Source organism: Laceyella sacchari (genome assembly GCF_024927925.1).
Classification (GTDB): domain Bacteria; phylum Bacillota; class Bacilli; order Thermoactinomycetales; family Thermoactinomycetaceae; genus Laceyella; species Laceyella sacchari.
This window is the reverse complement of sequence record NZ_CP103866.1, coordinates 1201429-1227541: the sequence shown is the minus strand read 5'-3', so window position 1 is coordinate 1227541 and position 26113 is coordinate 1201429. Positions and strand designations below refer to the sequence as shown.

At 50.6% G+C, this 26113-nt stretch carries 29 protein-coding genes; 8 read left to right on the top strand and 21 right to left on the bottom strand.

All coding sequences use genetic code 11. The features are described from left to right. Positions 1-172: 172 nt before the first annotated feature. The 10 genes from yajC to NYR52_RS06100 form a co-directional block, all read right to left on the bottom strand. Positions 173-466: a preprotein translocase subunit YajC gene (gene yajC, locus NYR52_RS06145; protein ID WP_022736090.1), complete on the bottom strand. Its 294-nt coding sequence runs from the start codon at positions 464-466 to the stop codon at positions 173-175. Between the two features lie 19 nt (positions 467-485). Next, positions 486-1661: a tRNA guanosine(34) transglycosylase Tgt gene (tgt, locus tag NYR52_RS06140; protein ID WP_054095428.1), complete on the bottom strand. Its 1176-nt coding sequence runs from the start codon at positions 1659-1661 to the stop codon at positions 486-488. A 16-nt stretch (positions 1662-1677) separates the two neighbouring features. Further along, on the bottom strand, positions 1678-2712 hold the full coding sequence (queA, locus tag NYR52_RS06135; RefSeq protein ID WP_132220060.1) for a tRNA preQ1(34) S-adenosylmethionine ribosyltransferase-isomerase QueA: 1035 nt from the start codon (positions 2710-2712) through the stop codon (positions 1678-1680). Positions 2713-2900: 188 nt separating this feature from the next. Beyond that, the gene (locus tag NYR52_RS06130; RefSeq protein WP_022736087.1) at positions 2901-3119 is read right to left on the bottom strand and encodes a DUF2905 domain-containing protein; all 219 of its coding nucleotides are present in this window, start codon (positions 3117-3119) and stop codon (positions 2901-2903) included. Next, positions 3116-4117 carry a Holliday junction branch migration DNA helicase RuvB gene (ruvB, locus tag NYR52_RS06125; protein WP_054095429.1) on the bottom strand — a complete coding sequence of 334 codons (1002 nt, stop codon included), beginning with the start codon at positions 4115-4117 and terminating at the stop codon, positions 3116-3118. Before ruvB ends, NYR52_RS06130 begins: the two co-directional genes overlap by 4 nt. Positions 4118-4130: 13 nt before the next feature. After that, entirely contained in the window at positions 4131-4742 is a 612-nt protein-coding gene (gene ruvA / locus NYR52_RS06120) for a Holliday junction branch migration protein RuvA (protein WP_054095430.1), read from the bottom strand. Continuing rightward, positions 4739-5245, bottom strand: coding sequence for a crossover junction endodeoxyribonuclease RuvC (gene ruvC / locus NYR52_RS06115; protein WP_054095431.1), 507 nt, complete (start codon positions 5243-5245; stop codon positions 4739-4741). Before ruvC ends, ruvA begins: the two co-directional genes overlap by 4 nt. Positions 5246-5347: 102 nt before the next feature. Next, a complete protein-coding gene (locus NYR52_RS06110) occupies positions 5348-6208 on the bottom strand; it encodes a YitT family protein (RefSeq protein ID WP_259436506.1) in 861 nt (286 codons plus the stop codon). Between the two features lie 85 nt (positions 6209-6293). After that, positions 6294-7169 (bottom strand): polysaccharide deacetylase family protein, encoded by an 876-nt coding sequence (locus NYR52_RS06105; RefSeq protein WP_132220059.1) that lies wholly within the window; start codon positions 7167-7169, stop codon positions 6294-6296. Positions 7170-7204: 35 nt separating this feature from the next. Continuing rightward, positions 7205-7843 (bottom strand): class I SAM-dependent methyltransferase, encoded by a 639-nt coding sequence (locus NYR52_RS06100; protein WP_259436505.1) that lies wholly within the window; start codon positions 7841-7843, stop codon positions 7205-7207. Positions 7844-8071: 228 nt separating this feature from the next. On the opposite strand from NYR52_RS06100, the gene NYR52_RS06095 reads away from it, so the two are divergent. The 5 genes from NYR52_RS06095 (at position 8072) to NYR52_RS06075 (ending at position 13117) form a co-directional block, all read left to right on the top strand. Beyond that, a complete protein-coding gene (locus NYR52_RS06095; protein ID WP_259436504.1) occupies positions 8072-8992 on the top strand; it encodes a DMT family transporter in 921 nt (306 codons plus the stop codon). Positions 8993-9238: 246 nt separating this feature from the next. After that, positions 9239-10162 (top strand): metal ABC transporter solute-binding protein, Zn/Mn family, encoded by a 924-nt coding sequence (locus NYR52_RS06090; RefSeq protein ID WP_132220057.1) that lies wholly within the window; start codon positions 9239-9241, stop codon positions 10160-10162. A gap of 21 nt (positions 10163-10183) precedes the next feature. Then, positions 10184-10948: a metal ABC transporter ATP-binding protein gene (locus NYR52_RS06085; RefSeq protein WP_054095436.1), complete on the top strand. Its 765-nt coding sequence runs from the start codon at positions 10184-10186 to the stop codon at positions 10946-10948. Positions 10949-10952: 4 nt separating this feature from the next. Then, positions 10953-12227 (top strand): metal ABC transporter permease, encoded by a 1275-nt coding sequence (locus NYR52_RS06080; RefSeq protein ID WP_259436503.1) that lies wholly within the window; start codon positions 10953-10955, stop codon positions 12225-12227. Next, a complete protein-coding gene (locus NYR52_RS06075) occupies positions 12224-13117 on the top strand; it encodes a metal ABC transporter permease (RefSeq protein ID WP_132220055.1) in 894 nt (297 codons plus the stop codon). The genes NYR52_RS06080 and NYR52_RS06075 overlap by 4 nt, the downstream gene beginning before the upstream one ends. A gap of 77 nt (positions 13118-13194) precedes the next feature. Here the strand turns inward: NYR52_RS06075 and NYR52_RS06070 are convergent, their stop codons facing one another. The 6 genes from NYR52_RS06070 to NYR52_RS06045 form a co-directional block, all read right to left on the bottom strand. Further along, the gene (locus tag NYR52_RS06070; protein ID WP_132220054.1) at positions 13195-13749 is read right to left on the bottom strand and encodes a DUF1572 family protein; all 555 of its coding nucleotides are present in this window, start codon (positions 13747-13749) and stop codon (positions 13195-13197) included. Positions 13750-13867: 118 nt separating this feature from the next. Then, the gene (locus NYR52_RS06065; protein WP_132220053.1) at positions 13868-14623 is read right to left on the bottom strand and encodes a YebC/PmpR family DNA-binding transcriptional regulator; all 756 of its coding nucleotides are present in this window, start codon (positions 14621-14623) and stop codon (positions 13868-13870) included. 23 nt (positions 14624-14646) lie between these two features. Continuing rightward, positions 14647-15498, bottom strand: coding sequence for an NAD+ synthase (locus NYR52_RS06060; RefSeq protein WP_246026833.1), 852 nt, complete (start codon positions 15496-15498; stop codon positions 14647-14649). Further along, positions 15495-16352, bottom strand: coding sequence for a nitrilase-related carbon-nitrogen hydrolase (locus NYR52_RS06055; protein ID WP_022736072.1), 858 nt, complete (start codon positions 16350-16352; stop codon positions 15495-15497). Before NYR52_RS06055 ends, NYR52_RS06060 begins: the two co-directional genes overlap by 4 nt. A gap of 69 nt (positions 16353-16421) precedes the next feature. Beyond that, positions 16422-17366, bottom strand: coding sequence for a phosphotransferase (locus NYR52_RS06050; RefSeq protein WP_132220052.1), 945 nt, complete (start codon positions 17364-17366; stop codon positions 16422-16424). Between the two features lie 18 nt (positions 17367-17384). Beyond that, the gene (locus NYR52_RS06045; RefSeq protein WP_259436502.1) at positions 17385-18179 is read right to left on the bottom strand and encodes a LysM peptidoglycan-binding domain-containing protein; all 795 of its coding nucleotides are present in this window, start codon (positions 18177-18179) and stop codon (positions 17385-17387) included. A gap of 160 nt (positions 18180-18339) precedes the next feature. Here NYR52_RS06045 and NYR52_RS06040 point away from each other — a divergent pair, with 160 nt between their 5' ends. From NYR52_RS06040 to NYR52_RS06030, 3 genes are read left to right on the top strand one after another with little or no spacing between them, the layout of a single operon-like run. Beyond that, a complete protein-coding gene (locus NYR52_RS06040) occupies positions 18340-19158 on the top strand; it encodes a GDSL-type esterase/lipase family protein (RefSeq protein WP_132220050.1) in 819 nt (272 codons plus the stop codon). Continuing rightward, positions 19142-20083 (top strand): ABC transporter ATP-binding protein, encoded by a 942-nt coding sequence (locus tag NYR52_RS06035; RefSeq protein WP_132220049.1) that lies wholly within the window; start codon positions 19142-19144, stop codon positions 20081-20083. Before NYR52_RS06040 ends, NYR52_RS06035 begins: the two co-directional genes overlap by 17 nt. Then, entirely contained in the window at positions 20064-21047 is a 984-nt protein-coding gene (locus tag NYR52_RS06030) for an ABC transporter permease (RefSeq protein WP_259436501.1), read from the top strand. The genes NYR52_RS06035 and NYR52_RS06030 overlap by 20 nt, the downstream gene beginning before the upstream one ends. 174 nt (positions 21048-21221) lie before the next feature. On the opposite strand, the gene pheA is transcribed toward NYR52_RS06030, so the two are convergent. The 5 genes from pheA to NYR52_RS06005 form a co-directional block, all read right to left on the bottom strand. Continuing rightward, positions 21222-22103 carry a prephenate dehydratase gene (gene pheA / locus NYR52_RS06025; protein ID WP_259436500.1) on the bottom strand — a complete coding sequence of 294 codons (882 nt, stop codon included), beginning with the start codon at positions 22101-22103 and terminating at the stop codon, positions 21222-21224. Next, positions 22103-22564, bottom strand: a complete 462-nt coding sequence (locus NYR52_RS06020; protein ID WP_029071772.1) for an ACT domain-containing protein — start codon at positions 22562-22564, stop codon at positions 22103-22105. The genes pheA and NYR52_RS06020 overlap by 1 nt, the downstream gene beginning before the upstream one ends. 164 nt (positions 22565-22728) lie before the next feature. After that, the gene (gene rbsB, locus NYR52_RS06015) at positions 22729-23646 is read right to left on the bottom strand and encodes a ribose ABC transporter substrate-binding protein RbsB (protein ID WP_132220046.1); all 918 of its coding nucleotides are present in this window, start codon (positions 23644-23646) and stop codon (positions 22729-22731) included. 11 nt (positions 23647-23657) lie between these two features. Then, positions 23658-24593: a ribose ABC transporter permease RbsC gene (gene rbsC, locus NYR52_RS06010; RefSeq protein WP_375163197.1), complete on the bottom strand. Its 936-nt coding sequence runs from the start codon at positions 24591-24593 to the stop codon at positions 23658-23660. A 37-nt stretch (positions 24594-24630) separates the two neighbouring features. Next, positions 24631-26112, bottom strand: coding sequence for a sugar ABC transporter ATP-binding protein (locus NYR52_RS06005; protein ID WP_132220044.1), 1482 nt, complete (start codon positions 26110-26112; stop codon positions 24631-24633). Position 26113 lies beyond the last annotated feature (1 nt).

Here is a 26113-nt window from a genome sequence, read left to right as displayed (position 1 = left end):
TTACTTGGCTGAAGCGACCTCCTCCGTATCTGAATAGGGGAGTTTCATAATCAAGTACCCTTTTACCAATATTGACAATGGTTCGCATAAAATAATTTATAAATCCAATCGAATTTATCGGAATTAGTCGCAAGAAAAAACCCTTGACCTGTTTCCAAGGGTTTCCCGAATCTTATTCCGCTGATTTGGTAGCAGCCGCATCGTCAGCGGTAGCCACACTGTTGATGGCCGAGCGCTCAAACACCAAGCGGGTGTTTTCGTTTACTTTCAGCGTAACTTTCTCTTCACTCAAATCCACAATGGTGCCGTGCAGCCCACCGATGGTGACAACCTTGTCCCCTTTTTTCAAATTGCTCAGCATCTGGGTGCGCTCTTTCTGCCGTTTTTGTTGTGGACGGATCAAAAAGAAATAGAAAGCGACAAACACCAATAGCATAGGGAGTATTCCCATTAATTGTTGACCCATGATTTACCCTCCTGTTCAATTAAAAAGCAGCATTCGGATTCAACGATCCATAATACTTCATCATGAACTCATCGCGGAAATCAAGCAGGCGATCTTCGCGAATCGCTTGCCGCACTTGCTCCATCAGCTTAAGCAGGAAATACAGGTTGTGATAGGTCGTTAAGCGCAACCCGAATGTTTCATCCGCTTTGATCAGATGGCGCAAGTATGCACGTGTGTAATTGCGGCAGGTGTAACAATCACATGCCGGATCAAGCGGGGTGTAATCCCGCGCGAATTTGGCGTTGCGCACCACCAATCGACCTTGGCTGGTCATGGTGGTTCCGTTGCGCGCAATACGCGTCGGCAATACGCAGTCAAACATGTCAATCCCCAAAATCGCCCCTTGGATGAGAGCATCCGGCGAACCGACACCCATCAAGTAGCGTGGTTTGTGCACAGGCAGATGTGGTGTGGTATAAGATAACACTTCATACATGACCTCTTTAGGCTCGCCTACGCTCAAACCACCAACCGCATACCCCGGCAAGTCCAACTCCACCAATTGCTTGGCACTCTCTTCGCGCAAGTCTTGATGCATGCCGCCTTGCACAATCCCAAACAGCGCCTGGTCATGCGGTCGTGCGTGTGCTTTGATGCAACGCTCCAACCAGCGGTATGTACGTTCGGTGGAAGCTTTGACATACGCTTTTTCAGCCGGGTGTGGCGGACATTCATCAAAGGCCATAATGATATCCGCTCCGAGCGCGTTTTGAATTTCCATCGCCTTTTCCGGGCTGATGAACAGCTTTTCCCCGCTTAAATGCGAACGGAATGTTACCCCTTCTTCTGTGATGTTGCGCAGCTGGCTCAGGCTGAACACCTGAAATCCACCGCTGTCGGTCAGGATGGGCCGATCCCAATTCATGAAGGAATGAAGGCCACCCGCTTCTTTGACAATGTCATGCCCTGGACGCAGAAAGAGATGATAAGTGTTGGACAAGATAATTTGCGCATTCATCTCTTTCAATTCTTCCGGGCTCATTGTCTTAACGGTGGCTTGTGTTCCCACAGGCATGAAGATCGGCGTCTCGATCGTCCCGTGCGGTGTATGTAAACGGCCCAAGCGGGCACCAGACTGCTTGCATGTTTTAATCAGTTCATACCGAACAGCCAAGATGTTTCCTCCTACCAAATTTGCGTCGCTAATAACCATTATAGAGATGATCGCATCAAATAATCAACATCGCATCTCCAAAACTGAAGAATCGGTAACGCTCTTTCACCGCTTCTTCGTAAGCCTTCATGATCAATTCCCTTGTCGCGAAAGCGCTCACCAGCATAAGCAGTGTGGACTGCGGCAGGTGGAAATTGGTGACCAAGCCGTCAACTACCTGATAAACATAACCAGGATAGATGAAGATATCCGTCCAACCGCTATCCGCCCGCACCTCTCCACCGTGACGGGAGGCCACCGTTTCCAGCGTGCGCACAGAAGTGGTACCGACCGCAATCACCCGCTTCCCTTGCCGCTTGGCCTCATTGATGAGATCGGCTGTTTCTTGGCTCAGCTCATAATACTCAGCATGCATGTGATGGTCTTCCACTCTTTCCACCGTCACCGGCCGAAATGTGCCCAAGCCGACGTGAAGAGTTACAAATGCCAGTTTTACCCCTTTTTGCTGGGCTTGCTCCAGCAACTCCGGAGTAAAATGCAATCCCGCCGTGGGCGCCGCCGCCGATCCTATCACCCTGGAAAAAACAGTCTGATAACGCTCCGGATCGTCCAATTGCTCATGAATGTAAGGAGGCAGAGGCATTTGGCCCAATTCTTGAAACAGCGACTCCACATCGTCTACCTCGTATTCCAAGCGAAACACACGGCCGCCCGCCACCTCAGTAGATGCCTCGGCCACTGCTCGCAAACGCCCGCCGCCAAAGGAGACCACCGTTCCTTCCTTTACTCGCTTGGCTGGTTTGACCAACGCTTCCCAACGGTCTTCTCCAAGCGGCTTGAGCAAAAGCAGTTCGATTTTGGCGCCCGTCTCCTCTTTGACACCGATCAATCTGGCCGGCCGAACCCGGCTGTCATTCAGCACCAACACGTCTCCCGCTTCCAAATAATCAAGCAAATGCGGAAACCGGGTGTGCTCCCATGTCTGACGCTTGCGGTCAACCACCATGAGGCGGGAACCCGTCCGGTCCTTGATCGGTGTTTGGGCGATTAATTCTTGCGGCAATTCAAAGTGATATTGTGCTACGTCCATCTTGATCCCTTCTCTCAAACAATTCAAACCTTCCACTTGTCCCTGTTTTGTTTAAATCCCAAAGGAACGGGACAAGCCCAACCCACTCGAAAAGTGGCAACCATTCGGCCATAACTCCCCGCTTCCGGAGAAACGAAAAGGCGGGTGGCTGTTGAAACGGTTCGCCACCCACCCCCGCTGACTGCACACTAACGAAAAAAACGAATCAGATAACTAATCAACGACAAAATCACACTGATGAGAATGCAAGTCATGATCGGAAAATAAATCTTCACTTGCTCCTTTTCCACCACGACATCCCCGGGTAAGCGGCCCAGAGGCAAATACTTGCCGCCCACTTGCCAGATCAGGCCGACCACAACCAGGATGACGCCGATGATGATGAAGGTTTTTGCCACAGGATTCATTTAGGCCACTCCACTTGTAAATGTTCGCAACAGCGCATGGTGACCATCCGCCCGCGCGGGGTGCGTTGCAAAAAGCCGATTTGCATCAAATACGGCTCGTACACGTCCTCAATCGTGTGCGATTCCTCACCGATCGTCGCCGCGAGCGTTTCCAGACCAACCGGGCCACCGCGAAACTTTTCGATGATTGTCATCAACAGCCGATGATCCACATGATCTAACCCCATTTTATCCACTTGGATGCGATCCAATGCGTCACGGGCTCCCGCTTCGGTGATGATTCCTTCTCCACGTACTTGCACGAAATCGCGCACCCGTTTCAGCAAACGGTTGGCAATCCGCGGCGTCCCCCTCGCTCTGGAGGCGATTTCAACCGCTCCCGCTTCCTGGATCGGCACCTGCAACAAATCAGCCGCCCGGGAAACGATCAAAGTTAACTCTTCCACTGTATAATACTCCAAGCGGCTCATCACGCCAAACCGATCCCTGAGCGGCGAAGATAACGAACCGGCTCGCGTCGTCGCCCCCACCAGCGTAAACGGGGGCAAATCCAACCGGACAGAGCGCGCGCTCGGTCCCTTCCCGATCACAATATCGAGCGCGAAATCTTCCATCGCCGGATAAAGCACTTCCTCCACCGACCGATTCAAACGGTGGATTTCGTCGATAAACAACAGGTCATGCGGTTGCAAATTGGTCAAAATGGCCGCAAGGTCACCCGGTCGCTCAATCGCCGGCCCTGAAGTGGTGCGTATGTTAACCCCCAATTCATTGGCAATGATATTGGAGAGCGTCGTCTTCCCCAATCCGGGAGGCCCGTACAACAGCACATGATCCAACGCCTCGCCACGCATTTTGGCCGCTTCGATATAAACTTTAAGATTCTCTTTGACCCGCGACTGCCCGATATATTCACTGAAAAAACGGGGGCGCAGACTAAATTCGGCCATTTCTTCGTCTTCGTTGGTCACTTTGGCCGAGATGATGCGGTCATCCATCGTCCGTCCCCCCTCATCGCTTCATCATCGCCTGCAACGCTTTTTTGATCCACTCTTCCGTGGACACGGACGCGTCAATCGTTTGTCCGCTTTCGCGCACCGCCCACTCCGCCTCTTCCTCATTATAGCCAAGGGCCAACAGGGCATCAATCACGTCACGCTCCGCGTTTGGCACCACTGGTGGCAACGATGCGGTTTCGGCAGCCAGATCCAGACCGGGCTCCCATCCCAGTTTGGCCAGCTTGTCTTTCAGGTCAAGCACCAACCGTTGCGCCGTTTTCTTGCCGACCCCAGGGAGCTTGGTCAAGGTTTTGACATCTTCAATATGTATTGCTCGAACCAAAGCTTCTGGCGACATATGCGTCAACATGGCCAAGGCCGCTTTCGGCCCGACGCCGGACACCTCCAACAGCAGGCGGAACAGGTTGCGCTCTCGCTTGGTTTTGAAGCCATAAAGCAACTGCGCGTCTTCCCGCACCACAAAATGGGTGTACAACATCACCTCTTCCCCGTCAGCAAACGCAAACGGATTGGGGACAAACACTTGATGACCTAGCCCACGCACATCAACCGCCAGATAATCGGCTTCATGGTACGCGACTTCCCCTTTGACAAATTCAATCATGATTTCATTCCCCACTTGCTTATCTTATGTATCGATTGCGATGAATGCGCTTCGCAGATGGCAATGGCCAACGCGTCGGCAACATCGTCCGGCTTGGGCGCGCGCGGCAGATTTAATAGCATTTTCACCATCTCCTGCACCTGCTTTTTTTCAGCCTGCCCATACCCGACCACCGCCATTTTTACTTGCAACGGCGTGTACTCCGTGATCGGCACGCCGGCTTCCTCCGCGGCCAGCATCATCACTCCACGTGCTTGCCCTACCGTGAACGCCGTGGTCACATTGCGGTTGAAAAACAACTTTTCAATCGCGACCACATCGGGTTGAAAAACGCGAAACAGCTTGGAGCACGCATCATAAATCTGTTTCAACCGGGTTGCGGTCGGCAAGCCGGCTTCCGTTTGGATACTGCCATATTCAACCGCCTTCAAATGATTTCCCCTCCGGTCCAACACACCAAACCCAACGATGGCGATCCCCGGATCAATTCCCATGATTCGCATGGTTTGAAGCCCCTCTCCATAAAGCGAACATTCATTCTCAGCAAATTATACCATACCCGGACAAAAAAAAGAGCCCTGCACGAAAGAACGTGCACAGCTTGGCTAATGAATATCTTTCTTTTTAAACCGGCCGCCGCGCACATCATGGACATGCCCGATGGCCAAAAAGGCTTCATGATCGATCTCTTCAACTATTTCTTTAAGTTTGGCTTCTTCTAGACGGGTCACAACGCAGAAGATCACTTCCTTATCCTCTCCCGTGTAAGCGCCTTCAGCATTAAAATAAGTAACCCCTCGTCCCAATCTGGTCAACAGGGCATCTCCGATAGCTTTGGATTTCTCGCTAATAATCCAAACCGACCGCGTTTCATTAAATCCTTCGATGGTGATGTCAATCATTTTGAACGCGATGTAATAAGCGATCAGCGAATACATGGCTCGATCCCAGCCAAACACAAAGCCGGCGCTACCCAGAATGAAAAAGTTGAAAAACATCACAATCTGGCCCACCGAAAACGGGGACTGCTTAGTGAGCAAGATAGCCATCACTTCTGTGCCGTCCAACGATCCGCCGTACCGAATGACAATCCCGACGCCAATCCCTACGATGATCCCACCGAATACGGCAGCCAACAGCGGATCATTCGTCACCTTGTCCACATGATGAAACAAGGAAGTGCTGACCGCCATAGTCAACACACCCAATAAGGTGGACAAAGCGAACGTTTTTCCGATCTGCTTATATCCGAATAAAAAGAAAGGCAGGTTGAGAACAAGCAAGAACAGTCCCAGATTCAACCCTGTCAGATAAGATAAAATGATGGATATCCCCACGATGCCGCCGTCGATGACGTTGTTGGGCACCATGAACAGTTCCAAACCGGTGGCAACCAGAACGGCGCCAATCATAATCAAAATGATGTGCCTAAACAGATACCAAGACCTGCTTTTCTTCTTCTCCATGCTCCTCAGCGTCCTCCATTTATAAACCCATTTCACGATTTGCTACCGCATGACGGCATCACTCGCAAGAACTGACCCCTGTATCTTACGGCTTTCCTGTTTCTGAATATGCTTGGATATCGTACAATTGGTCGATGGTGACAAATTCATATCCGTTCTCTCTCAAATAAGCGATAATCCGGGGCAATGCTTTAACTGTGTTTTCAATTTGTGGTCCACCGAAGGAATGCTGCAAAACGATGCCACCTGCTTCTATATCCTTTTTCACTTTATCGACGATGTCATCGGAAGAGTTTCCTTCCTGCCAATCCAGTGTGTCCACATTCCATGGGATCATTTTGTATCCCTTTTTAGTTAGATGGGCCGTGATTTTCTCATCAATCACCCCAAATGGCGGACGGAAGAAAAGGGGTTTCTTGTGGATGGCGCGGTAGATCAAAGCGTCAGTAAGTTTGATCTCAGTATCCAGCTGATCCATGGTGAGCTTGGTGAGTTCCCGGTGAGAGTAAGAATGATTTCCCACCACATGCCCTTCCCGCACCATCCTTCGTACCACTTTCGGGTACTTCTGAACCATCTTGCCCACTACAAAAAACGTAGCCGGCACCCGTTCTTTCTTCAGGACGGACAACACTTGGGGGGTGTATTTCAAATCAGGGCCATCATCAAACGTCAATGCTACTCGTTTGCGCAAACGTGGATGTGCTTGTATAGCTGTCTTCTTTGCGTCGGCTACCATCGGCGGTTTGCCCAACATCACATCCTTGGCCCCGCTCAAACGATGCAGTTCGACCGGCTGGCGCGGTTGCTGAACGTTTTCAGAAGATGACTTCTGTTCCTGCCGGGCATTTTGCACATAGGTTGCCGCCGCGAAGAGCGCCTCATCATTTAGCATGCAGCCGATCAGGCAGGCCGCACACAATCCCAATATCCTCCATTTCATTTTCCGTTGATCTGGCATTCCATTCACTCCTAATGTGCGCAGAAATCTCCAAATCAATCGATGTTTGCGCAAAGGTGTGGGTCCTGTACAAAACAACTACTTTTACTGTCTGCACTTTCGGTTCGGCAAGTATAAACAAATGCCGGGGGCAGATTTATTGGTACGAACTCCAAGGACATCTCTGCAAACCACTCGGAAAACTGGCGCTTCATCTGCCACGAATATTGAAAAGCGACAAACACCCCTCCAGGTTTCAACGCTCCCGTCACTTGTTCCATCAGCGCGTCTCTCAAATCCTGTGAAAAACAAGCGAACGGAAGACCTGAGACAATCACGTCAACCTGATTTCTTCCCAACTTGTTCTGTTCAAGCACCCGGAGCAACTCCAATGCGTCAGATTCGATCTGAAACTGCGGAAAACGCGCTTGCAGTGACTTTCGCAATGGTTCATCCTGCTCAAAAATAATCACCTGTGATCCTGGATGCGCCAATTGAGCTAGCGCCTTGGTAAATACTCCCGTGCCCGCTCCCAATTCCACAATGGTCGATGCAGAAGAAAACGGAATCTTGCTCATCATCGCCCTGGTCAAGTAGCGGGAACTGGGAGCCACGCTTCCCACCAGATGTGGGGTTTTAATAAATGTATGAAAAAAACGTAACCGATCTACCCATAGTTGAGACAAAATGGTCATACTCGCCATTCCCTTCTTAATACCGATTAATCCAATTGGATTTATAATATTATTCTATCCAGTTGTTGTTTCTTCTACAAGCGTCCCCTTGACCCACCTTTTGTATAACTGAGAAATTTGGGCAATGGCGCCAGCCATTCGCGCCCGAAGCGACTGGAAAGTGGTCACTTCCACTCGCAATAAATGGTAGGATAAAAGGCAAACGCCAAGAAGAAAGAAGGGTTGGTCATGAAGAGTCGTGTGTCCACCGACTTCATTTTGTTGTTTATTGCCTTCGTCTGGGGCGCCACTTTCGTCATCGTGCAGGACACTATCCACACCTTGCCTCCATTTTGGTATCTCACCATCCGCTTTTCGCTGGCAGCCGCCGTGTTGCTCATCTTCGCCTTCCGGGCAGATCACACGAAATATTCAATAAATTGGCAACACCATTTGCTGTCCGGTTCGATATTGGGTTTCTTTTTGTTTGCCGGCTACGCACTACAAACGTTCAGTCTGTTTTACACCACTTCGGGCAAGTCAGGGTTCCTCACCGGCATTTCCGTCGCCTTGGTTCCTTTTTTGGCCAAACCGATCTTAAAAACCGAAATTACGCCGAACGGGCTCATCGGTGTGACCATGGCCGTCATCGGACTATACTTGCTTGCTTTCACGGATTTCCAATCCATTAATGCCGGTGATCTGCTCGCTTTTCTCTGCGCCATCTTTTTCGCTTTGCAAATCGTCTACACCGGCAAATACTCTCCCCACGCTAACCCCCTCCTCTTGGTTGCGATTCAGTTGAGCGCCGTTTCCTTATTAAGCTTCGTCTCTGCGCTCCAGTTCGAACCGTGGCAGGAGGTGTTGCACGCGGACATTCTCTTTAATCCCCTAGTCTTAGTGACATTGTTGATCACTTCTTTGTTGGCAACCACCTTGGCATTCATCGCGCAAACCCATGTGCAGAAAGTAGCCCACCCCACCCGCGTCGCCCTCATATTCGCCATGGAACCGGTTTTCGCTGCGCTTGCTGATTATGTTTGGTTTGGCACCAAACTAAGCTGGCGTGCAATGCTGGGCTGCCTATGCATCTTAGCTGGCATGATCGTGGCCGAATTACCGCGGTCTCTACTTCATCGTCACAAGCGAACCCAATCACGCTCACCCTAGATCCATGATGAACACCCTGCCCCTTTGGGCACGATAAAAGTGCACCAGGGTGCAGGTTGGTCGGTTTTGAAGGACAAACGCACTTTTGAGCAACAACTTATTCATTGACAATATAGAAAGACTTTAACTAGAATATAATTAATTCAAGTTTTGCACTAAGCCAACTTATATGCATTCGCGCATAATCTATGCATATGGACAAAGATTGAAGAAAACATTGGAAATCGTTCTCGGGAGGAGACCATCATGAACCGGATTCGCGCGAGTTTGATTGTTCTCTTTATTTTGCCGTTATTGTTCATAAGCGCTTGCCAACCGGCAAATAAAAAAGAGACGCACTATCCTCTCCGCGTAACCACGACCACCGGTATGATCGCCGACATCGTGAAAAACGTGGGAGGAAAGCACGTTCAAGTCACAAGCCTCATGGGCCCCGGGGTAGATCCACATTTGTTTAAAGCATCCCAAGGTGATCTTCAGAAACTGGATGACGCGGATCTGATTTTTTATAACGGACTCCATTTGGAAGGAAAAATGGTTGAAATACTAAAGAAAATCGGAAAAACAAAGTTCGTGGTAGCTGTTGCCGACCATCTTCCCAAAAGCAAGCTGCTCACTGCTGAAAAAGATCAACTAGATCCCCACATTTGGTTTGATGTCCAACTGTGGATGGAAGCAACCAATCGGGTCAAACATACGTTGAGCCAAATCGACCCCCAGCACCGGCAAGATTACGAGCGTCAAACGCAACAGTATTTGGAGCAGCTGGAACAATTGCATGAATACGCTCGCCGGCAAATCGGCTCCATCCCCAAAGGACAACGTGTGCTGGTTACCGCGCATGACGCATTTGGCTATTTTGGCCGCGCTTACGACATGGAAGTGGTGGGCTTGCAAGGGATCAACACCACGTCTGAATATGGCATTGCCGATGTTTCCGGCTTGGTGGACTTGCTCGCTTCGCGCAAAATCAAAGCGGTATTCGTGGAATCAAGCGTGCCGAAACGCTCTATCGAAGCAGTCGTGCAAGGTGTCCGGCAACGGGGGCATCATGTGCGCATCGGGGGACAGCTGTTTTCGGATGCGATGGGCGAAGCCGGAACGCCAGCTGGAAACTATATCGGCATGGTGCGGCACAATGTCGATGTCATCACGGAAGCATTGAAATAAATGAAAATGGGGTGAACGACAATGAAACAAAAACATGCGGCACCCGTTTCTGTGGAACGTTTATCCGTCGCATACCATAAAAAACCGGTGTTAAGAGAGATCACTTATGCTTCACCTGAAGGAGAGCTGATTGGAATCATTGGCCCTAATGGCGCAGGCAAATCCACCTTCATCAAGGCCGTATTGGGCTTGTTGCCTCTCACCGGAGGCTCCGTCCACATCTATGGGCAGCCCTATCGATCCTCGCAGCAACTGATCGGCTATGTTCCCCAACGCGAATCCGTCGACTGGGATTTCCCGACCGACGTTCTCGATGTGGTGATGATGGGAAGATACGGGAAGTTGGGATGGTTTAAGCGCCCTGGAAAGTCAGACCGTGACATCGCCATGGCTTGCCTCGATAAAGTGGGGATGGCCGACTTTGCCAAACGGCAAATTAGCCAACTGTCAGGCGGACAGCAACAACGGGTGTTTCTGGCACGGGCGCTCGCCCAAGACGCGACCATCTATTTTATGGATGAACCATTCACAGGCGTGGATGCGGCTACGGAAAAAGCGATCATCCAGGTGTTACAAGAGTTGAGAGCCCGTAACAAAACGGTGTTTGTCGTGCATCATGACTTGCAAACGGTCACCGATTACTTTGATTCGGTCATCCTTCTTAACATGCGGCTGATCGCGGCGGGTCCCACCAAAGAAACATTCACCGTGGAAAACCTGCAAAAAACTTACGGCGGACGACTCGCTATATTGCCTAGACAGTTTGATTTGACAATGATGGGGTGAAATCATGTTCGAACCTAATGCATTATGGGTTGTCGTGGGCACCAGCGTCTTAGGCCTGACCAGCGGCATCATCGGCAGTTTCGCCTTTTTGCGAAAACGGGGTTTGATGGGGGATGTTCTTTCTCACGCCGCGTTGCCGGGCATCTGTTTGGCATTTATGGTCACAGGCACGAAAAACATGTTTGCGTTTTTAATCGGTGCACTGCTCACCGGTCTGGTCGCATCATTTGCGATCAACTTCATCACGGCACGCTCGCGCATCAAAGAAGATACCGCCTTGGGACTCACTTTGTCTGTTTTCTTCGGGTTGGGCATTGTGTTACTCACGCAGATCCAACACAGCCCTAACGGAAACCAAAGCGGTCTGGACAAATTTTTATTCGGGCAAGCTGCGGCGATCATCCAGTCGGACTTGTTGTGGTTGGGCATCATATCACTTTTATTAATCACTCTTTGCGCGCTGTTTTTTAAGGAGCTGAAACTTCTTGCGTTCGATCCGGCCTTTGCCGAAAGCATCGGGTTTCCTTTGCGCCCTTTGGAATTCCTGTTCATGTTGCTGTTAGTCACCACGGTGGTCATCGGCTTGCAGGCGGCAGGCGTGATCTTGATGGCCGCGCTCCTGATCACCCCAGCCGCCGCTGCCCGTTATTGGACGGAAAGGCTAGGGCGGATGGTTATCATCGCCGCATGTTTTGGCGGACTCTCAGGTCTGCTCGGCTCTTGGATCAGCACATTTGGCGCGCAATTGTCCACCGGTCCGATCATTGTGCTGTCGTCTACTGCGCTGTTTTTCCTGTCGATGTTATGCGCACCCCAGCGTGGTCTGATTGCTAAAAGCTGGCGTGCAGCCCGCCTGAAAACGAAGTTGGCCGAAGAAACGGCTTTGACCGCCTTATACAACTGGATGGAGCGGAATCAACAACCCACGATTCCCGAGTCGGAGTTATCAGCCATCTTGCTTGAAGCCAAGTTGTCTTCCAAACAGCTGGACAACTTGGTGCGCAAAGGGTGGCTATGCAGGCAGGATGGGGCGCTCACATTTAGCGAAACCGGTTGGAAAGAAGCATACAACACCACATTGTTCCAACGGTTGATGGAAGTGTGGGCCATGTACGAGACCTCCATCGACAGTCCGGTTCCCTTGCAAGAGATCGGGCGCAAAGAAGAGTTCCCCGCGCAATTGCGGCGCACGTTGCTCGCATTGTTGCACAGGCACCAGCATGCGCCTCAATACCTGCCAGATCATCTCTCTCCATCTGATCAGGGGGAATTCTTATGAACGAGCTATGGATCATCCTCACCGGTATGTTGGTAGCCTCCAGTTGCGCACTACTCGGCTGCTTCCTGATTTTACGAAAAATGGCGATGGTGGGGGACGCCATCAGCCACGCGGTCCTACCGGGGATCGTCGTCGCGTTTCTCGTCACCGGCGACCGCCATTCGCTTCCTATGCTTTTGGGGGCGGCCGCATTTGGATTGGTTACAACCTTGCTGATCGAGTCGTTGCGCAAATCGGGAGTGCAAGCCGACGCAGCCATCAGCGTCACGTTCACCTCCCTGTTCTCGGTCGGAATCATTTTGGTTTCACTGTTCGCAAGACAAGTCGACTTGGATTTGGATTGCGTTTTGTATGGTGAGATCATCTATGTTCCTTGGGATACCATCATCTGGAACGGTTTGGACTGGGGGCCCAAAGCGGTATGGATTGTAGGAACAACTCTCGTGCTAAACGCACTGGCCATCCTGCTTTTTTATAAACAACTAAAGCTAAGTGCCTTTGACCCCGCCATGGCGGCAGCCCTCGGCATTCCCGTCGCCTTTTTTCACTACCTGCTGATGGGATTGGTATCGGTGACCACCGTCGCTTCATTTGAAAGCGTAGGAGCTATTCTGGTCGTCGCTATGCTGATCGTTCCAGCGGCAACTGCCTATCTCCTGACCGACCGCTTAAGTCGGATGCTATTATACAGCGTTCTGGCTGGTTGCCTCAGTGCGGTCACCGGCTACTTCTTGGCCGGCGCCTTGGACGCTTCGGTTGCTGGAGCCATGACAGTGATGGCAGGTGTCTTTTTCATCCTCGCATTGATCCTGTCTCCACGCCACGGTCTAGTTACACGCTGGTGGCAACGCAAGCGATTGCGGCGTGATCTGGCATCTCACGGCGAATAAAGGGCGACGCCTCTTTCCCCTGATGAAGAGAAAGGGGCATCGCCTTTTCACATGCATAGCCAAGATATAAATCGCATTTATTCTTTATCCAGTTTTTCTTTTTCCGACCGCTTCAACATTTCTTCCAAATACGCCTGGGATTGTCCGCGCGGAATCGACAAACTCTGCCAGCGATCTCGTTTGAGCCATTTTCCGATGTAAACCATCTGCCCGATATGGACAGAATAATGAACCACTTGTCTCTGTATGGCTTGCATCACCGTATGTTTCTCCCCTCTGATCGTCACTGTCTTCAACAAATCGTCGGGCGTTAAAGACTCGACCGTTTCCAAAACCATTTGCCAACCTTGTTCCCACTCTTCTTTCAATGCAGCCCGTGTTGGATAACCTCCTTCAAATTCGGCCTCTCTGTTCCGTGTAGGCTTCTCCCCATCCGTAGTCAAAAAATCGGTCCACCGTGATCGCATGTTACCGACCAAATGTTTGACGATGATCGCAATGCTGTTTGATTCATCGGCTGGAATCACATTGATCTCTTCATCATTTAATTGAGCCAAAACCCGCTCTCCCATCCGCTTGATGTCGCGAAAATTTTCCAGCGCGACAGCTAAATATGCCTGTTCCATGTCCATCTGGATCACCCCATTCCTCAAGGTAGAAAATATCGATTATTCAATCTATTCCCTCTGCACTGCATGACATATACAAATAAACCCAGGATGGCAAGCTCCTGGGCTTAGCGATGCGTTGTCATTCTGCGAAACCAGCCAATTCTTCTTCATCTACATCAATATTGGCGTACACGTTTTGCACATCATCGTGTTCTTCCAGCGCATCGATCAACTGAAACACTGCTTTCGCTGCATCTCCTGCCAGATGCACTTTGTTAGATGGCACAAAAGTCACTTCTGCGGTGGTGAAAACCGCTCCGGCTTCCTCCAGTCCCTTTTTCACATCTTCAAATGCGTCGGGCGAAGTGGTGATTTCAAACGTTTTGTCCGTGGCTTCCACATCATCGGCCCCGTACTCCAACGCGATCAACATGCATTCTTCTTCATCCATGGACACAGCTTCGCGATCGATCACCAAGTAACCTTTGCGTTCAAACATCCATGACACACATCCGCTTTCCCCCATGTTTCCTCCACGTTTGGAGAAAATGTGGCGAATGTCGGCGGCGGTGCGGTTGCGATTATCCGTCAAGGTCTCAACCATGATCGCTGTTCCGCTTGGACCGTATCCTTCATATGTGATGGCTTCATAATCTTTACCATCTCCGCCTCCGGCCGCTTTTTTGATCGCGCGCTCAATATTATCATTCGGCATGTTTTGTGCGCGTGCTTTGGCAATGGCCAAACGCAACTGATGATTGTTGGCCGGATCTTTGTCGCCCATACGGGCAGCCACATAAATTTCCCGTGCCAATTTGGCAAACATCTTGCCCCGCAAGGCATCTTGCCGACCCTTGCGGTGCTGGATGTTTTTCCACTTAGAGTGTCCTGCCATCAGCTTCACTCTCCCAACTTTGTTTATAGACCCCAGTCACGCAAATACCGGAAGTCGACACCCACCGTCCGGTTGCCCACCTTTAAGATTACGGGCATGGTGCGCTTGTACTGGTTTTGAATGATCCGTTTGCTTACTTTAGCGATGAATTCATCCTCAAACCCTTGGGCCCGCAATTGGTCCAACGTATAACGTTGATCCACCATATAGTGAAGCAAACAATCCACATCCAGGTAAGTAAAGCCCAATTCTCCTTCATCGGTCTGCTCTTCCCACAAGTCGGCGCTTGGTGGCTTGGCGATGATCTGCTCCGGCACTCCCAAATAGACCGCCAACTGACGCACCTGCGTCTTGTACAAATCCCCGATCGGGTTGACGGCGGAAGCGGCATCGCCAAATTGTGTGCCATATCCCAACAACAATTCCGTCCGGTTGCTCGTACCGATGACCAAGGCATTGTAATGGGCCGACAAATCATAAAGAATCGTCATCCGCTCGCGCGCCATTTTATTACCCCGACGTAGCGGTGTCGCATCTGGCATCATGTCAAAGTACGCATCGATCTGCGGCGTGATATCGATCGTGAGCGCCTCTACCCCGGTCGCCGTAATGGCCGCCTCAGCGTCTTCCAGACTGCTTGGACTGCTTGTCTTATAAGGCATTCTGACAGCAATCACATTCTCCGGGCCAAAGGCGCGCACGCTCAAGTAGAGGGACAAGGCCGAATCGATGCCGCCGGACAAGCCTAAAACCACTTTGTTGAAACCGGCTTTGGTCACCTCTTCGCGAAGGGCGGTCGTGAGCAACTCGGTGGTTAACTCTTCATTCAAACGCAGGAAAGGCGCTTGTTCCAACATATCGGCCACCATTTTCATAACCAAGTTCCCTCCCCGCTCCGTTTGCGTTTGATACGGGTCAATTCCCGCAAGCTGATGTCTACGTCTTCATCTCGTAACATTGGCATTTGGAAACGCGCTTTCCGCACTTTGTCCAAATCAAGGTCAGCGATGAGCAACTCCTCTTCAAACAGGGAAGCGCTCTTTTCCACTTTCCCGAACGGGTCCACGACAGCAGAACCTCCAAAGAAGGTTACACCGTCTTCCGTCCCCACACGGTTAGCGAACAATACGTAGCATCCATGCGCCATCGCTTGGGCTTGTAAAATGGCATGCCAAGCTTCTTGTGAACCCAAGCTCTCGCCGTGTGGTTGACGCGCAGGCGAATTGGAAGGGACAATCAGGATTTGCGCCCCGTCTTGGGCCAACAGATAAGCGGTGGAAGGATGCCAAGCATCTTCGCAGATTTGGATGCCCACTTGACCGAAGCGGGTTGGAATGCTACGGATCATTTGACCCCGTCCAAAATAACGGGCCTCATCAAACATTCCATATGTAGGCAAATACACCTTCCGATACAGATAATGAAGGCTTTGTTGGGTGACGTATGCAGCGGAGTTGTACAAAATGTGCTCAGGGCTGTGTTCCACAAAGCCGAACACGAGATCCATCTCACCCGCTGCCTGAATCAATTGCTGAATGTCGGGGCTGAAAGGATCTCTAGCCATTTCGTAGGTCAAATCCATCAGATTGTACCCCGTCACACTCAGCTCAGGGAAGATCAAAAGATCCACCTGCTCCTCTCGGGCCCGGTGGATCATTTCCTCGTGCAATTCCAAATTAATATCCACTCGCCCCAAGCGTGGTTTGATCTGTGCAAGTCCTATTCTCATGCTTTGGCCTCCTCAGGCAAAAACAAGGCTATATAAAATCAATCTACATCATACCATAAGCTTTTCCATCTACCAATAGAATAGTTGTTTCGATTGTGATTTCCATTTGCTTCGGCATTCGGCTATTTTATGCAAGTACGGCAGGGAATATTTCATCCGGTACCCTCGTTTTTGCTCTGCCAAACCAATCGCTTCCCTCATGAATTCATTGGGGAAAGCGAGCAACACGGACAGGACTTTTTTTTCAAACGAAGACAGGAGGCGCTCTTTTTCATACTGAACCAAAAACATGCGCAACCATTCTTCCGACCATTCATTCTCTACCAAAATGCGTGAAACCATTTGCCACACATCACCAATCTGGGCATCGTATGACGCTGTTTCAAAATCAATCAACCAGACGCGCCCCGCTTTATCAACCATCCAATTGTGGCTGGCCAAATCGCGATGGCTTAGGGCGTGCAAGCGGCGCTCTTTCAATGAAAAGCGGGTCAGAGGAAGTTGACGCAATCGCTCCCAAGCCGCCAAACCATCAAGATAAAAATCCCGGCCGTGCGCCAAAAGAAGCTCTCGCAGGGGCGCTTCCAATTGATCCACCTTTTGGAGCACGCGGTAAAATTGATTTAAACGATCGGCAATCCGTTCGGACAAGAGAAAGGCCGCCTCATCTATCGGCGGCGTCATCAATCTCCGACCCAAACGATGGAAAATCGCCAATGTCTCAACCATTTTCTCGACATCTTCTCTAATGGAGTACCGGCCCGTCTTTCCTTCAATAAACGGCATGAACAACCATTCTCCGCCATCTGAGCGGATGGGTTGCATCGAAGTGAATCCCCTCAGGCGCAACTCATAATCTACTTGAACCCACCACCTGAGCCAAGTCGGATGCACATGTTTGGCGATCCACTTCTGATGATCCGTTTCGATACACCAATTTTTGCGATAAGGCTTCATCTGGTGTACGTTGCTATGTAGGACGGTTTCCACAAGGGATCGGTGGGGTTGTTTCATCGCTCCTTTCCTTTCTCTTCAAGCTAGTGTAGAAGAACTTTCTTTCAATTTGGCCGGATGTACTTGCGCCGCCTGCGGTTGATACCAAGCTTGGTATGCCGGTTTGCCCGGTTCAGGATCATGGGAAAGTGGCGAATTCGAGGAGGATGGGTCGTACATAGCATCACTCCCCACGCTTCCGCCGCCATCCACTTCCGTTTCCTCTTGAATCATCGGGTAAGCGGCCGAAGCAAGCGGTGCCTCTACGGGCACGTGTGCCTCATGTGCCGGTGGATAAAAGGCCGGATATGCCGGTTGATACGTTGAAGGATAAGCTACCGGATAGGGCGAAGGATATGCTGTCGGATAATAGGGGGCAGGCGAAAACGCAGGCCAATGCCCATAGACAATAGCGGGATAAGGCGGCATCGGCGGGGGATAATATCCCGGCGGCCCATCTTCCCATTCTCCTTCAAAGAACGAGGAATCCCAGGGTGATGAAGACCCCCATTGAAACACTTCCGGTTGCTGTATGTCGGGCACTTGGGGGGGTGTCGGCAGAGCGGCAAAAGGCGCACCCGTTTCTTCCCGCTCCTGTTCGACAACTGTCTCTCCCTCCTCCAAGCTGGGGGACGCGGCTTCTTCCCATGTTTTGCTTTGTTGCGTCGAAACCACCGGCACTTTGCCTGTGGGAATGCGTATTTTTTCGCCTGCTTTCAGTTCATCCGTATCCGCTAACGCCGGATTGGCTTCACGTATCCGTTCGATTGGAATGTTATACTTTTGAGCTAGTTGCCATAACGTATCGCCCGCGCGGGCAATATGGATTTTCATGAAACAACCCCCTTATCTATGGTTTGTTAATTTTAACCTATGCGCCAATTGGCGCGATCTTGCTTAGCAAACATTGAAACATTCGGTTTCCTGCCATTTTTTTTGACTCTGATTCAATTTAAAATAAAAAGCAAAACCGTGGTGGAAGAGAGGCACACCTATGCGCAATAGAAAAAAATTCTATCAACTCTTTCTATATGCCCTGGCCGTGTGTTCTTTTGTCTTGCTCGGCGCCGGATTCACGATGGCAGTAGATGCATTGATTCGCCCCGGCAAGAGCAATATCACCGGCCAACTTGCGGTACAAACAGACGCTCCGCCAGCCACTGACAACATGTTATTAGGGTTGGGCGACTCGTTGACCCGGGGCATTGGGGACAGCAATGGACAAGGCTATTTCGGCTTGGTCAAACAAAAACTGCATGCCAAACATAATCGACTCAGCGCCATCAACTTAAGCGTCAGCGGCCAGACTTCAACCCAATTGGCTGAGCAAGTGAAAAAGGCCCGCACCAAGCGGTTAATTCAACAAGCCCGTTGGGTAGTTATGACAATTGGTGGAAACGATCTGTTTCGAAGCACCGACCGTTTGCAACAACTTAACCCAAAGGAAATCGAGCAAGCCCGAATTCGTTACGAGCAGAATCTGCGAGCCATCCTGAGCGACGTGAAAGGTGCTAATCCGCATGCGACCGTTTTCTTATTCGGATTGTACAACCCTTTTGGCGACGTAAACATCCAAGGCGCCGACGAGCATGTGCTCAAGTGGAACGAGTCTATCACCCAGATCGCCCAATCTTTCAATGGCGTTGTCGTCATTCCGACATTTGATTTATTCCAACTATCACCTGGGCAGTATTTGTACAGGGACCACTTCCATCCAAATGGAGAGGGATACCAAAGAATGGCAGACCGCCTGCTACAGATCATTTCCGATCAGCCAAGAGAGGGGAAAACAGCCAATGAAAACGAATCATGATATCGTACTCTCTGTTGAAGACTTGGGCAAAAAAATCGGCAAACGCGAGATTGTCCGCCACATTTCCTTTGATGTCAAAGAAGGGGAGATTTTCGGTTTCCTCGGTCCGAACGGTGCGGGTAAAACCACGACAATCCGCATGCTCGTCGGTTTGATCAAACCGACTTCGGGCACAGTTCGCATCTGCGGACACTCGCTCAGCGCAGACTTTATGAATGCCATTCGCCATGTTGGTTGTATCGTGGAAAATCCTGAACTTTATCCCTACCTTTCCGGGCGGGAAAATCTGGAGCATTTCGCTCGCATGCTTCCCGACATCCCTTCTGAGCGCATTGACGAAGTCGTGGATTTGGTTGAATTGACCTCCCGCATCGATGACCTGGTCAAAACCTATTCCTTGGGCATGCGACAACGTTTGGGCATTGCACAAGCACTGTTGGGCAACCCAAAGTTGCTCATTTTGGACGAGCCTACCAATGGTCTTGATCCAGCGGGCATTCGCGAATTGCGCATGTTCATCCGCCGTCTCGCCAAGGAAAAAGGCATCAGCGTGTTCATCTCCAGCCATATCTTGCATGAAGTACAACTGATGTGCGACCGGGTAGCTATCATCAATCAAGGTACCATCGTCCAGACGGCAGCCGTTCAAGACATGATGCAACAGGAAACCCTGGTGGAATGGGAGCTACAACCGGCAACAGACGGCCGGGATCGGTTGGGACAACTCCCCTATGTCTCTCGAGTCGAACTGCGTGAGCCATCCAAAGTCATCGCACAAATGCCGCGGGACAAAATCGCCGAAGCTAACGCCCATCTCACCGGCGGGGATATCCAAGTCTCAGGAATACGCACGCACCAACCGACACTCGAAGATATTTTCCTTGAGCTGACAGGAGGTCCCGCCCATGACGAAACTCATTTATAACGAAATGGTTAAGATGATCCGCAAGAAACGGCTGTGGGTTATCGCCCTTATCTTATTGGTATTGATCCCGATCTTCACTTATGCGCAATATCGAACAACCGAAAACGCAATCAAACAATTGGGCACTTCCAATTGGCGCGCTATCTTGCAACAGCAAATCGTCGATCAACAAAACCGCTTAGCCTCGGCCCGCGTTCCAGAAGAATGGAAAAGTTACATCAAGCTCAGCATCCAACAAAACCAATATTACCTTGATCACGACATCAATCCCGCCGCACCGGGGGCTCCCACTTTTGTCCGCAAGTTCGCTGAAGACGCCGTCTCATTGTTTTTCCCATTGCTGGTCGTGATTCTGGCGGCGGATATCGTCTCCTCGGAGCATGCTGGCGGCACCATCAAACTTCTGCTCACCCGTCCGGTAGCGCGTTGGAAGATTTTGCTCAGCAAATACATCACTTTGCTCTTCAGCGTGTCATATATGCTGATCTTAACGATTGTGTTTGGTTATCTGCTCTCCGGCATCATTTTTGGCTATGACGGCTGGACACTCCAAGTCATGATTGGCTTCAACCAACAGGGGGAGCACCTCAATGTGGATCATGTGCAACTGATCCCGCAATGGAAATATATTTTGATGGCTTATGGCTTGGCTTGGTTTTCCTGCATCACGGTGGCCACCATCTCATTTATGGTGTCCGTGCTGGTTAAAAACACCGCCTCCAGCATGGGAATCATGTTGGCAGCGGTCATCTCCGGCAGTATCTTGTCGCAGTTTGCCCCCAACTGGAGCGCACTGAAGTATTTGGCATTCACGCATCTCAATTTGACCGAATATCTGGAAGGGCAACCGCTCATGCTGGACAATGTCACTCTTCCGTTTTCATTGGCCGTTTTAACGGCGTGGTCGGTTGTTTCCCTCATCATCGCCTTCGTGACGTTTTCCAAACGGGATGTACTGGCATAATGCTGTTTCTCTCTAAATGCGCGGCAAACGGCAACCTCGGCAATAAAAAAGCACCTGCCCTCAGGTGCAGAAGGCTACTGGCAATCAAACTGTGCCAGTAGCCTTTTTAATTGGTGAAGCATTCTCCACCGCTGGATGTGCTCTACTTGGAACATACCAGCTTCCGCGAGACGCTTAATTTCGCAGGGCCGTTTGGCGTTCTCGATAGTAATGATACGGGAACGACCCCAACACCCGCACTTTGCAACCAAGGGCGGTAACTTCCTCAATCGCTCCCTGCAACAGCACATGCCGGATCGGCAACTCCGCTTCGATCAGAAAAAAATAATTGCCCAACCCCGTCTTGGTTGGACGCGATTCAATACGACATAAGTTGATCTTGCGCCAAGAAAAAGCGGCCAAAACTTGGTATAACGCCCCGGGATAATCTGCCGGCAAAGTGACCTGCAAACAGGTTTTGTGTTTGCCGTCCACATCTTCAACCGCAAACGCGGGCCGCCCCACCGCCCAGAACCGGGTGAAATTGTTGGGCTGATCCTGCACATCTGCTTGACGAACTTTCAGTTGATGGCATTCCGCTGCTTGAGTGGTACCAATCGCCAACCATTTTTCATCAGCTCGTTCTCCAACTTTGGCCGCGGCCAAGGCGGTACTGTCAGTATGAACGAATGTCACACCTGGGATCAGCTTGCGCACTGTGTGATAACATTGGGCAATCGCTTGAGGATGAGACAAAACATGCGTAAATTCAGACAGTTTCGTCGCGGCTTGATTTGGGTGCGCCAACAAACAGTGGGAAATGGGATAGATCAGCTCCCGCCATATCGGCAAATCGACATGATGCACAAGATGATCCAAAGTCATGTGGACAGAGCCTTCTAACGCGTTTTCGATCGGCACCACGGCCACGTCCGCTTTTTTCTCCGCCACAGCCTGCAAGGTGTCGACAATCGTGGGATACGGTTCCAACTGCACTGAATGCCCTTCGAAGAGCGAGCTGGCGGCGGCATGCGTAAACGTTCCGATCGGACCCAAATAAGCCACTTTGTTATTCATCACACTTTCATCCCTTCGTCTTTTTCCCCCGTTCCGACTACGAGCGCCCGTCGCACACCGCTTAATTCACGCAACCCGGCAAGCACTTCTTCAAAGGCTTCCACTTGCGAAGTGTCAATGGACATCGACACATTGGCTTCCCCTTGAAGAGGAATGGTTTGATGAATCGTCAGGATATTGGCGCGAGCCTGAGCTAAAAAAACAAGCACGCTTGATAAAACCCCTGCGATATCGGCCAAAGTGAGCGACAATGTGATGATTTTTTCTTTCACCATGGCGTTGAAGGGGAATACATGATCCTTGTATTTATAAAATGAACTGCGGCTCAGCCCTACTCGTTTGACCGCCTCCTGCACATTGCCTACTTCGCCCGCCGACAGCATTCGCTTCACTTCTAATGTCTTTTGCATCGCTTCCGGCAATGTGTCTAAACGCACCAACACAAATGGTTCACTGCCCATCCCGTCACGTTCCTCCATCAATCCAACCTAATTGTAATATTGCGCACATTTTACCCTTTGAAAGCGCTATCAATCAAGTTTTTTTTGCTTTTTATTCCATGCAAACGCCAAAAATGGGCTTTAGTAAAAAACAGCCCCCATTTTCAAACGGGAGCTGTCTACGCTTATTCCTTTGTCACCAGCTTTAAAGGCACGGGTATTTTTGCAGCGGTTTTCTTTTTCTGCAAGACGTCGGCCGCTGCTTTCACACCTGCTTTGCCAATCGCTTCCGGTTGTTGTGCCACGGTAGCGGCAAGCTTACCCGCTTTCACGGCATTCAGGGCATCCGCATTGCCATCAAACCCGACCACCAAAATCTCTTTTCCAGCGCTTTCAATCGCTTCGATCGCCCCCAACGCCATTTCATCATTATGGGCGAACACCGCTTGGATGTCGGGATTTCCTTGCAAGATGTTTTCCATGACCGTCAATCCTTTGGTGCGATCAAAATTTGCGGATTGCTTGGCCACCACATTGAGCGAGGTATCGGCAACCTGATGAAACCCGCTTCCGCGCTCCCGTGTTGCCGAAGCACCTGGCACCCCTTCCAATTCAGCCACTTTCGCACCCTTGCCCAACTGCTGGACAATATATTCAGCAGCCATTTTTCCACCTTTGACATTGTCAGAAGCGACAAAAGTGGCCACCGTTCCTTTATCTGCAGAACGGTCAAGCGTCACCACCGGCACCCCAAGATTATTGGCCGATTGCACCGCTGTCGAGATGGCCGATGAGTCCGTCGGGTTGACGAGCAACGCGTCGATTCCCTGTTGTAGCAAATCTTCCACATCGTTGATTTGTTTGGATGTGTCATTCTGCGCATCCACCACAATCACTTCCATTCCCTTCGCACGGGCCTCTTGTTGGACTCCGTTTTTGAGAGACACAAAAAATGGGTTGTTCAGCGTGGACACGGACAATCCGATTTTAACGTCGGCCAAGTTCTTTTTTTCCGCCGGCTTGGCCCAGTCCGGAGGTGTCAATGAACATGCTTGCAATAGCAGAAAAGAGAAAGCGATGATAGACAGAGCCGCTTTTTTCAATGTGAACCCTCCTATGCCGTTTTTTTGCGGTCAAGCCAAACAGCAATCAGAATTACGATCCCCTTGATGACCATTTGATAAAAGGAAGATACTCCCAACAAATTAAGGCCATTGTTCAATGTACCGATAATCAAGGCACCGATGAGCGTGCCAATAATGCGTCCACGGCCACCTGACAAGCTGGTGCCTCCCAGAACAACAGCCGCGATCGCATCCAGCTCATAAGAGGTACCTCCGGTCGGTTGCGCCGAATTCAGGCGGGAAGTCAGGATCGCCCCCGCCAGAGCGGATAACGTACCGGCCAAGGAGTAGATGATCACTTTCACGCGCGACACGTGAATCCCTGAGATGATTGCTGCTTTTTCATTCCCACCGATGGCGTAAGTTTGGCGGCCAAACGGCGTGCGGTGGAGAAGCAACCACAATACCGCGAAAGAGATGAGCATGGTGATCGCGGGAACAGGAATGCCTAAGAAGTATCCGCGCCCAAACAATTGGAACCAAATATTATCCCCAAGCCCCGTGATGGGGTTGCCATCGGTGTAAACGAAAGTCAAGCCGCGGTAAATCGTCATCGTGGCCAAGGTCGCGATGAAGGGGGCCATTTTCCCCTTTGTCACCAGCAAACCGTTGACCATACCCAGTACTGCCCCGATCAGGCAACTGAGCAAAATAGCAAGAATCGGGTCCACGCCAGACACAATCATGCCGGACATGAGCACACTGGACAATGCCAAAATAGAACCCACGGACAAGTCAATGCCCCCCGTCAAAATGACAAAGGTCATACCAAATGCGATCAAGGCATTGATGGCTACTTGTCGCAACAGATTTAAAATGTTCAATGGAGCCAAAAAGCCGGGGTTTAATACGGATACGATAATGACCAAGAAAGAAAGTCCCAACAACGGCCCCAATTTTTTGGCCAAATGCCCCGCTCGATCCATGCAATTGCCGCTAGCCTGTTCTCTCCTCGTTTGCATGTCACTGCCCTCCCGTTGCCAATGCCATGATTTTTTCTTGTGTAGCTTCCTGACCGCTCAACTCACCGCTAATCCTTCCCTCGCGCACCACCAGAATTCGATCGCTCATTCCCAAGATCTCTGGCAGTTCGGAGGAGACCATGATGATGGCCACACCGCGGTCCGTCAGCTCATTCATGAGTTGGTAGATCTCCCTTTTCGCTCCTATGTCAACTCCCCGTGTTGGTTCATCCAGGATGAGCACACGCGGTCCGATGCCGATCCATTTAGCGATGACGACTTTCTGTTGGTTGCCTCCAGAAAGGTGACCAGCCTTTGTTTCCGGTGATTCAGTTTTGATCATCAAGCGTTTGATAAGCATATCTACAAAAGCCAGCTCGCTATGTTGATCGATGAACCCCTTTGGTGCAAAACTACGCAGGCTGGGCAAGGATACGTTTTCCCGAATGGAAAAGTCCAAGGCTAGCCCCTCGCCTTTGCGGTCTTCGGTGATGAATCCAATCCCCAGGTTGACGGCTTGGCGCGGCGTTTGGATCGCTGTTTTCTGCCCATTGACCCATATTTCTCCGCTGTCCAACGGGAGCAAACCGAAAATGCCACGCATGATTTCCGTTCGTCCAGCACCCAATAAGCCTGCCACACCCAAAATTTCACCTGAACGGACGGAAAAGCTGACATCTTCAAACACACCGGCACGTGTGATTTCTTTCACTTCCAACACCGTTTCTCCCGGATGGGCATGGCGCTGCGGGAAACGCTCTGTCAATTCGCGTCCGACCATCTTCCGCACCACTTCATCCATACTGGTTTCCGGGATCGGTTTGCAATCAATGGTTTTGCCGTCTCTCATCACGGTGATCCGATCGCAAATCTGAAAAATTTCTTCCATGCGGTGGGAGATGTAAACAATGGAGACACCTTCTTGTTTCAGCCGGTTGATCACATCAAACAAGCTTTCTATTTCCCTCTCTGTCAAGGCCGCTGTCGGCTCGTCCATGATGATAACTTCGGCTTGGATCATCAGGGCTTTGGCGATTTCAATCATCTGTTGTTGTCCCACCGAACAAAGCCCCGCTTCCTGATCCAAAGGAATCGATACATTTAGCTTTTCAAACTGCCGCGCGGCTAACGATCTCATTTTTTTCACATCCAACAAGCCCAAGGACGTGCGCGGCTCTTTTCCCACAAACAGATTTTCTAATACCGTCATATCAGGCCAGATATTTAATTCTTGATGGATGAAAGCGATTCCATTTCGCTCGGCTTCTTTGGGATTGGAGAATGACGTCTTTCGCCCGTCAACTTCAATCGTCCCCCGGTCACAACGGTGCAGACCGGTCAAAATATTCATCAGGGTTGATTTGCCGGCACCGTTTTCCCCCATCAGCGCATGCACTTCCCCAGCCTTCAGTTCAAAGTCGACTCCCGTCAACACCTGATTTTTGCCAAACGCTTTATGAATGCCAGACATTTTGATGTGCATG

Excerpts from the sequence above, each read along its gene's own strand:
- ruvC (WP_054095431.1), bottom strand. The coding sequence starts at position 5,245 with ATGCGAATCATGGGAATTGATCCGGGGATCGCCATCGTTGGGTTTGGT.
- NYR52_RS06080 (WP_259436503.1), top strand. The coding sequence starts at position 10,953 with ATGTTCGAACCTAATGCATTATGGGTTGTCGTGGGCACCAGCGTCTTA.
- NYR52_RS06020 (WP_029071772.1), bottom strand. The coding sequence starts at position 22,564 with ATGGGCAGTGAACCATTTGTGTTGGTGCGTTTAGACACATTGCCGGAA.
- NYR52_RS06130 (WP_022736087.1), bottom strand. The coding sequence starts at position 3,119 with ATGAATCCTGTGGCAAAAACCTTCATCATCATCGGCGTCATCCTGGTT.
- NYR52_RS06090 (WP_132220057.1), top strand. The coding sequence starts at position 9,239 with ATGAACCGGATTCGCGCGAGTTTGATTGTTCTCTTTATTTTGCCGTTA.
- ruvA (WP_054095430.1), bottom strand. The coding sequence starts at position 4,742 with ATGATTGAATTTGTCAAAGGGGAAGTCGCGTACCATGAAGCCGATTAT.
- NYR52_RS06070 (WP_132220054.1), bottom strand. The coding sequence starts at position 13,749 with ATGGACATGGAACAGGCATATTTAGCTGTCGCGCTGGAAAATTTTCGC.
- NYR52_RS06045 (WP_259436502.1), bottom strand. The coding sequence starts at position 18,179 with ATGAAAATCCATATTGCCCGCGCGGGCGATACGTTATGGCAACTAGCT.
- NYR52_RS06100 (WP_259436505.1), bottom strand. The coding sequence starts at position 7,843 with ATGACCATTTTGTCTCAACTATGGGTAGATCGGTTACGTTTTTTTCAT.
- NYR52_RS06005 (WP_132220044.1), bottom strand. The coding sequence starts at position 26,112 with ATGCACATCAAAATGTCTGGCATTCATAAAGCGTTTGGCAAAAATCAG.
- NYR52_RS06035 (WP_132220049.1), top strand. The coding sequence starts at position 19,142 with ATGAAAACGAATCATGATATCGTACTCTCTGTTGAAGACTTGGGCAAA.
- pheA (WP_259436500.1), bottom strand. The coding sequence starts at position 22,103 with ATGAATAACAAAGTGGCTTATTTGGGTCCGATCGGAACGTTTACGCAT.
- NYR52_RS06085 (WP_054095436.1), top strand. The coding sequence starts at position 10,184 with ATGAAACAAAAACATGCGGCACCCGTTTCTGTGGAACGTTTATCCGTC.
- NYR52_RS06030 (WP_259436501.1), top strand. The coding sequence starts at position 20,064 with ATGACGAAACTCATTTATAACGAAATGGTTAAGATGATCCGCAAGAAA.
- yajC (WP_022736090.1), bottom strand. The coding sequence starts at position 466 with ATGGGTCAACAATTAATGGGAATACTCCCTATGCTATTGGTGTTTGTC.
- NYR52_RS06040 (WP_132220050.1), top strand. The coding sequence starts at position 18,340 with ATGCGCAATAGAAAAAAATTCTATCAACTCTTTCTATATGCCCTGGCC.
- NYR52_RS06075 (WP_132220055.1), top strand. The coding sequence starts at position 12,224 with ATGAACGAGCTATGGATCATCCTCACCGGTATGTTGGTAGCCTCCAGT.
- tgt (WP_054095428.1), bottom strand. The coding sequence starts at position 1,661 with ATGGTTATTAGCGACGCAAATTTGGTAGGAGGAAACATCTTGGCTGTT.
- NYR52_RS06050 (WP_132220052.1), bottom strand. The coding sequence starts at position 17,366 with ATGAAACAACCCCACCGATCCCTTGTGGAAACCGTCCTACATAGCAAC.
- NYR52_RS06110 (WP_259436506.1), bottom strand. The coding sequence starts at position 6,208 with ATGGAGAAGAAGAAAAGCAGGTCTTGGTATCTGTTTAGGCACATCATT.
- NYR52_RS06105 (WP_132220059.1), bottom strand. The coding sequence starts at position 7,169 with ATGCCAGATCAACGGAAAATGAAATGGAGGATATTGGGATTGTGTGCG.
- NYR52_RS06060 (WP_246026833.1), bottom strand. The coding sequence starts at position 15,498 with ATGAAAATGGTGGCCGATATGTTGGAACAAGCGCCTTTCCTGCGTTTG.
- NYR52_RS06055 (WP_022736072.1), bottom strand. The coding sequence starts at position 16,352 with ATGAGAATAGGACTTGCACAGATCAAACCACGCTTGGGGCGAGTGGAT.
- ruvB (WP_054095429.1), bottom strand. The coding sequence starts at position 4,117 with ATGGATGACCGCATCATCTCGGCCAAAGTGACCAACGAAGACGAAGAA.
- queA (WP_132220060.1), bottom strand. The coding sequence starts at position 2,712 with ATGGACGTAGCACAATATCACTTTGAATTGCCGCAAGAATTAATCGCC.
- NYR52_RS06065 (WP_132220053.1), bottom strand. The coding sequence starts at position 14,623 with ATGGCAGGACACTCTAAGTGGAAAAACATCCAGCACCGCAAGGGTCGG.
- rbsC (WP_375163197.1), bottom strand. The coding sequence starts at position 24,593 with ATGGATCGAGCGGGGCATTTGGCCAAAAAATTGGGGCCGTTGTTGGGA.
- NYR52_RS06095 (WP_259436504.1), top strand. The coding sequence starts at position 8,072 with ATGAAGAGTCGTGTGTCCACCGACTTCATTTTGTTGTTTATTGCCTTC.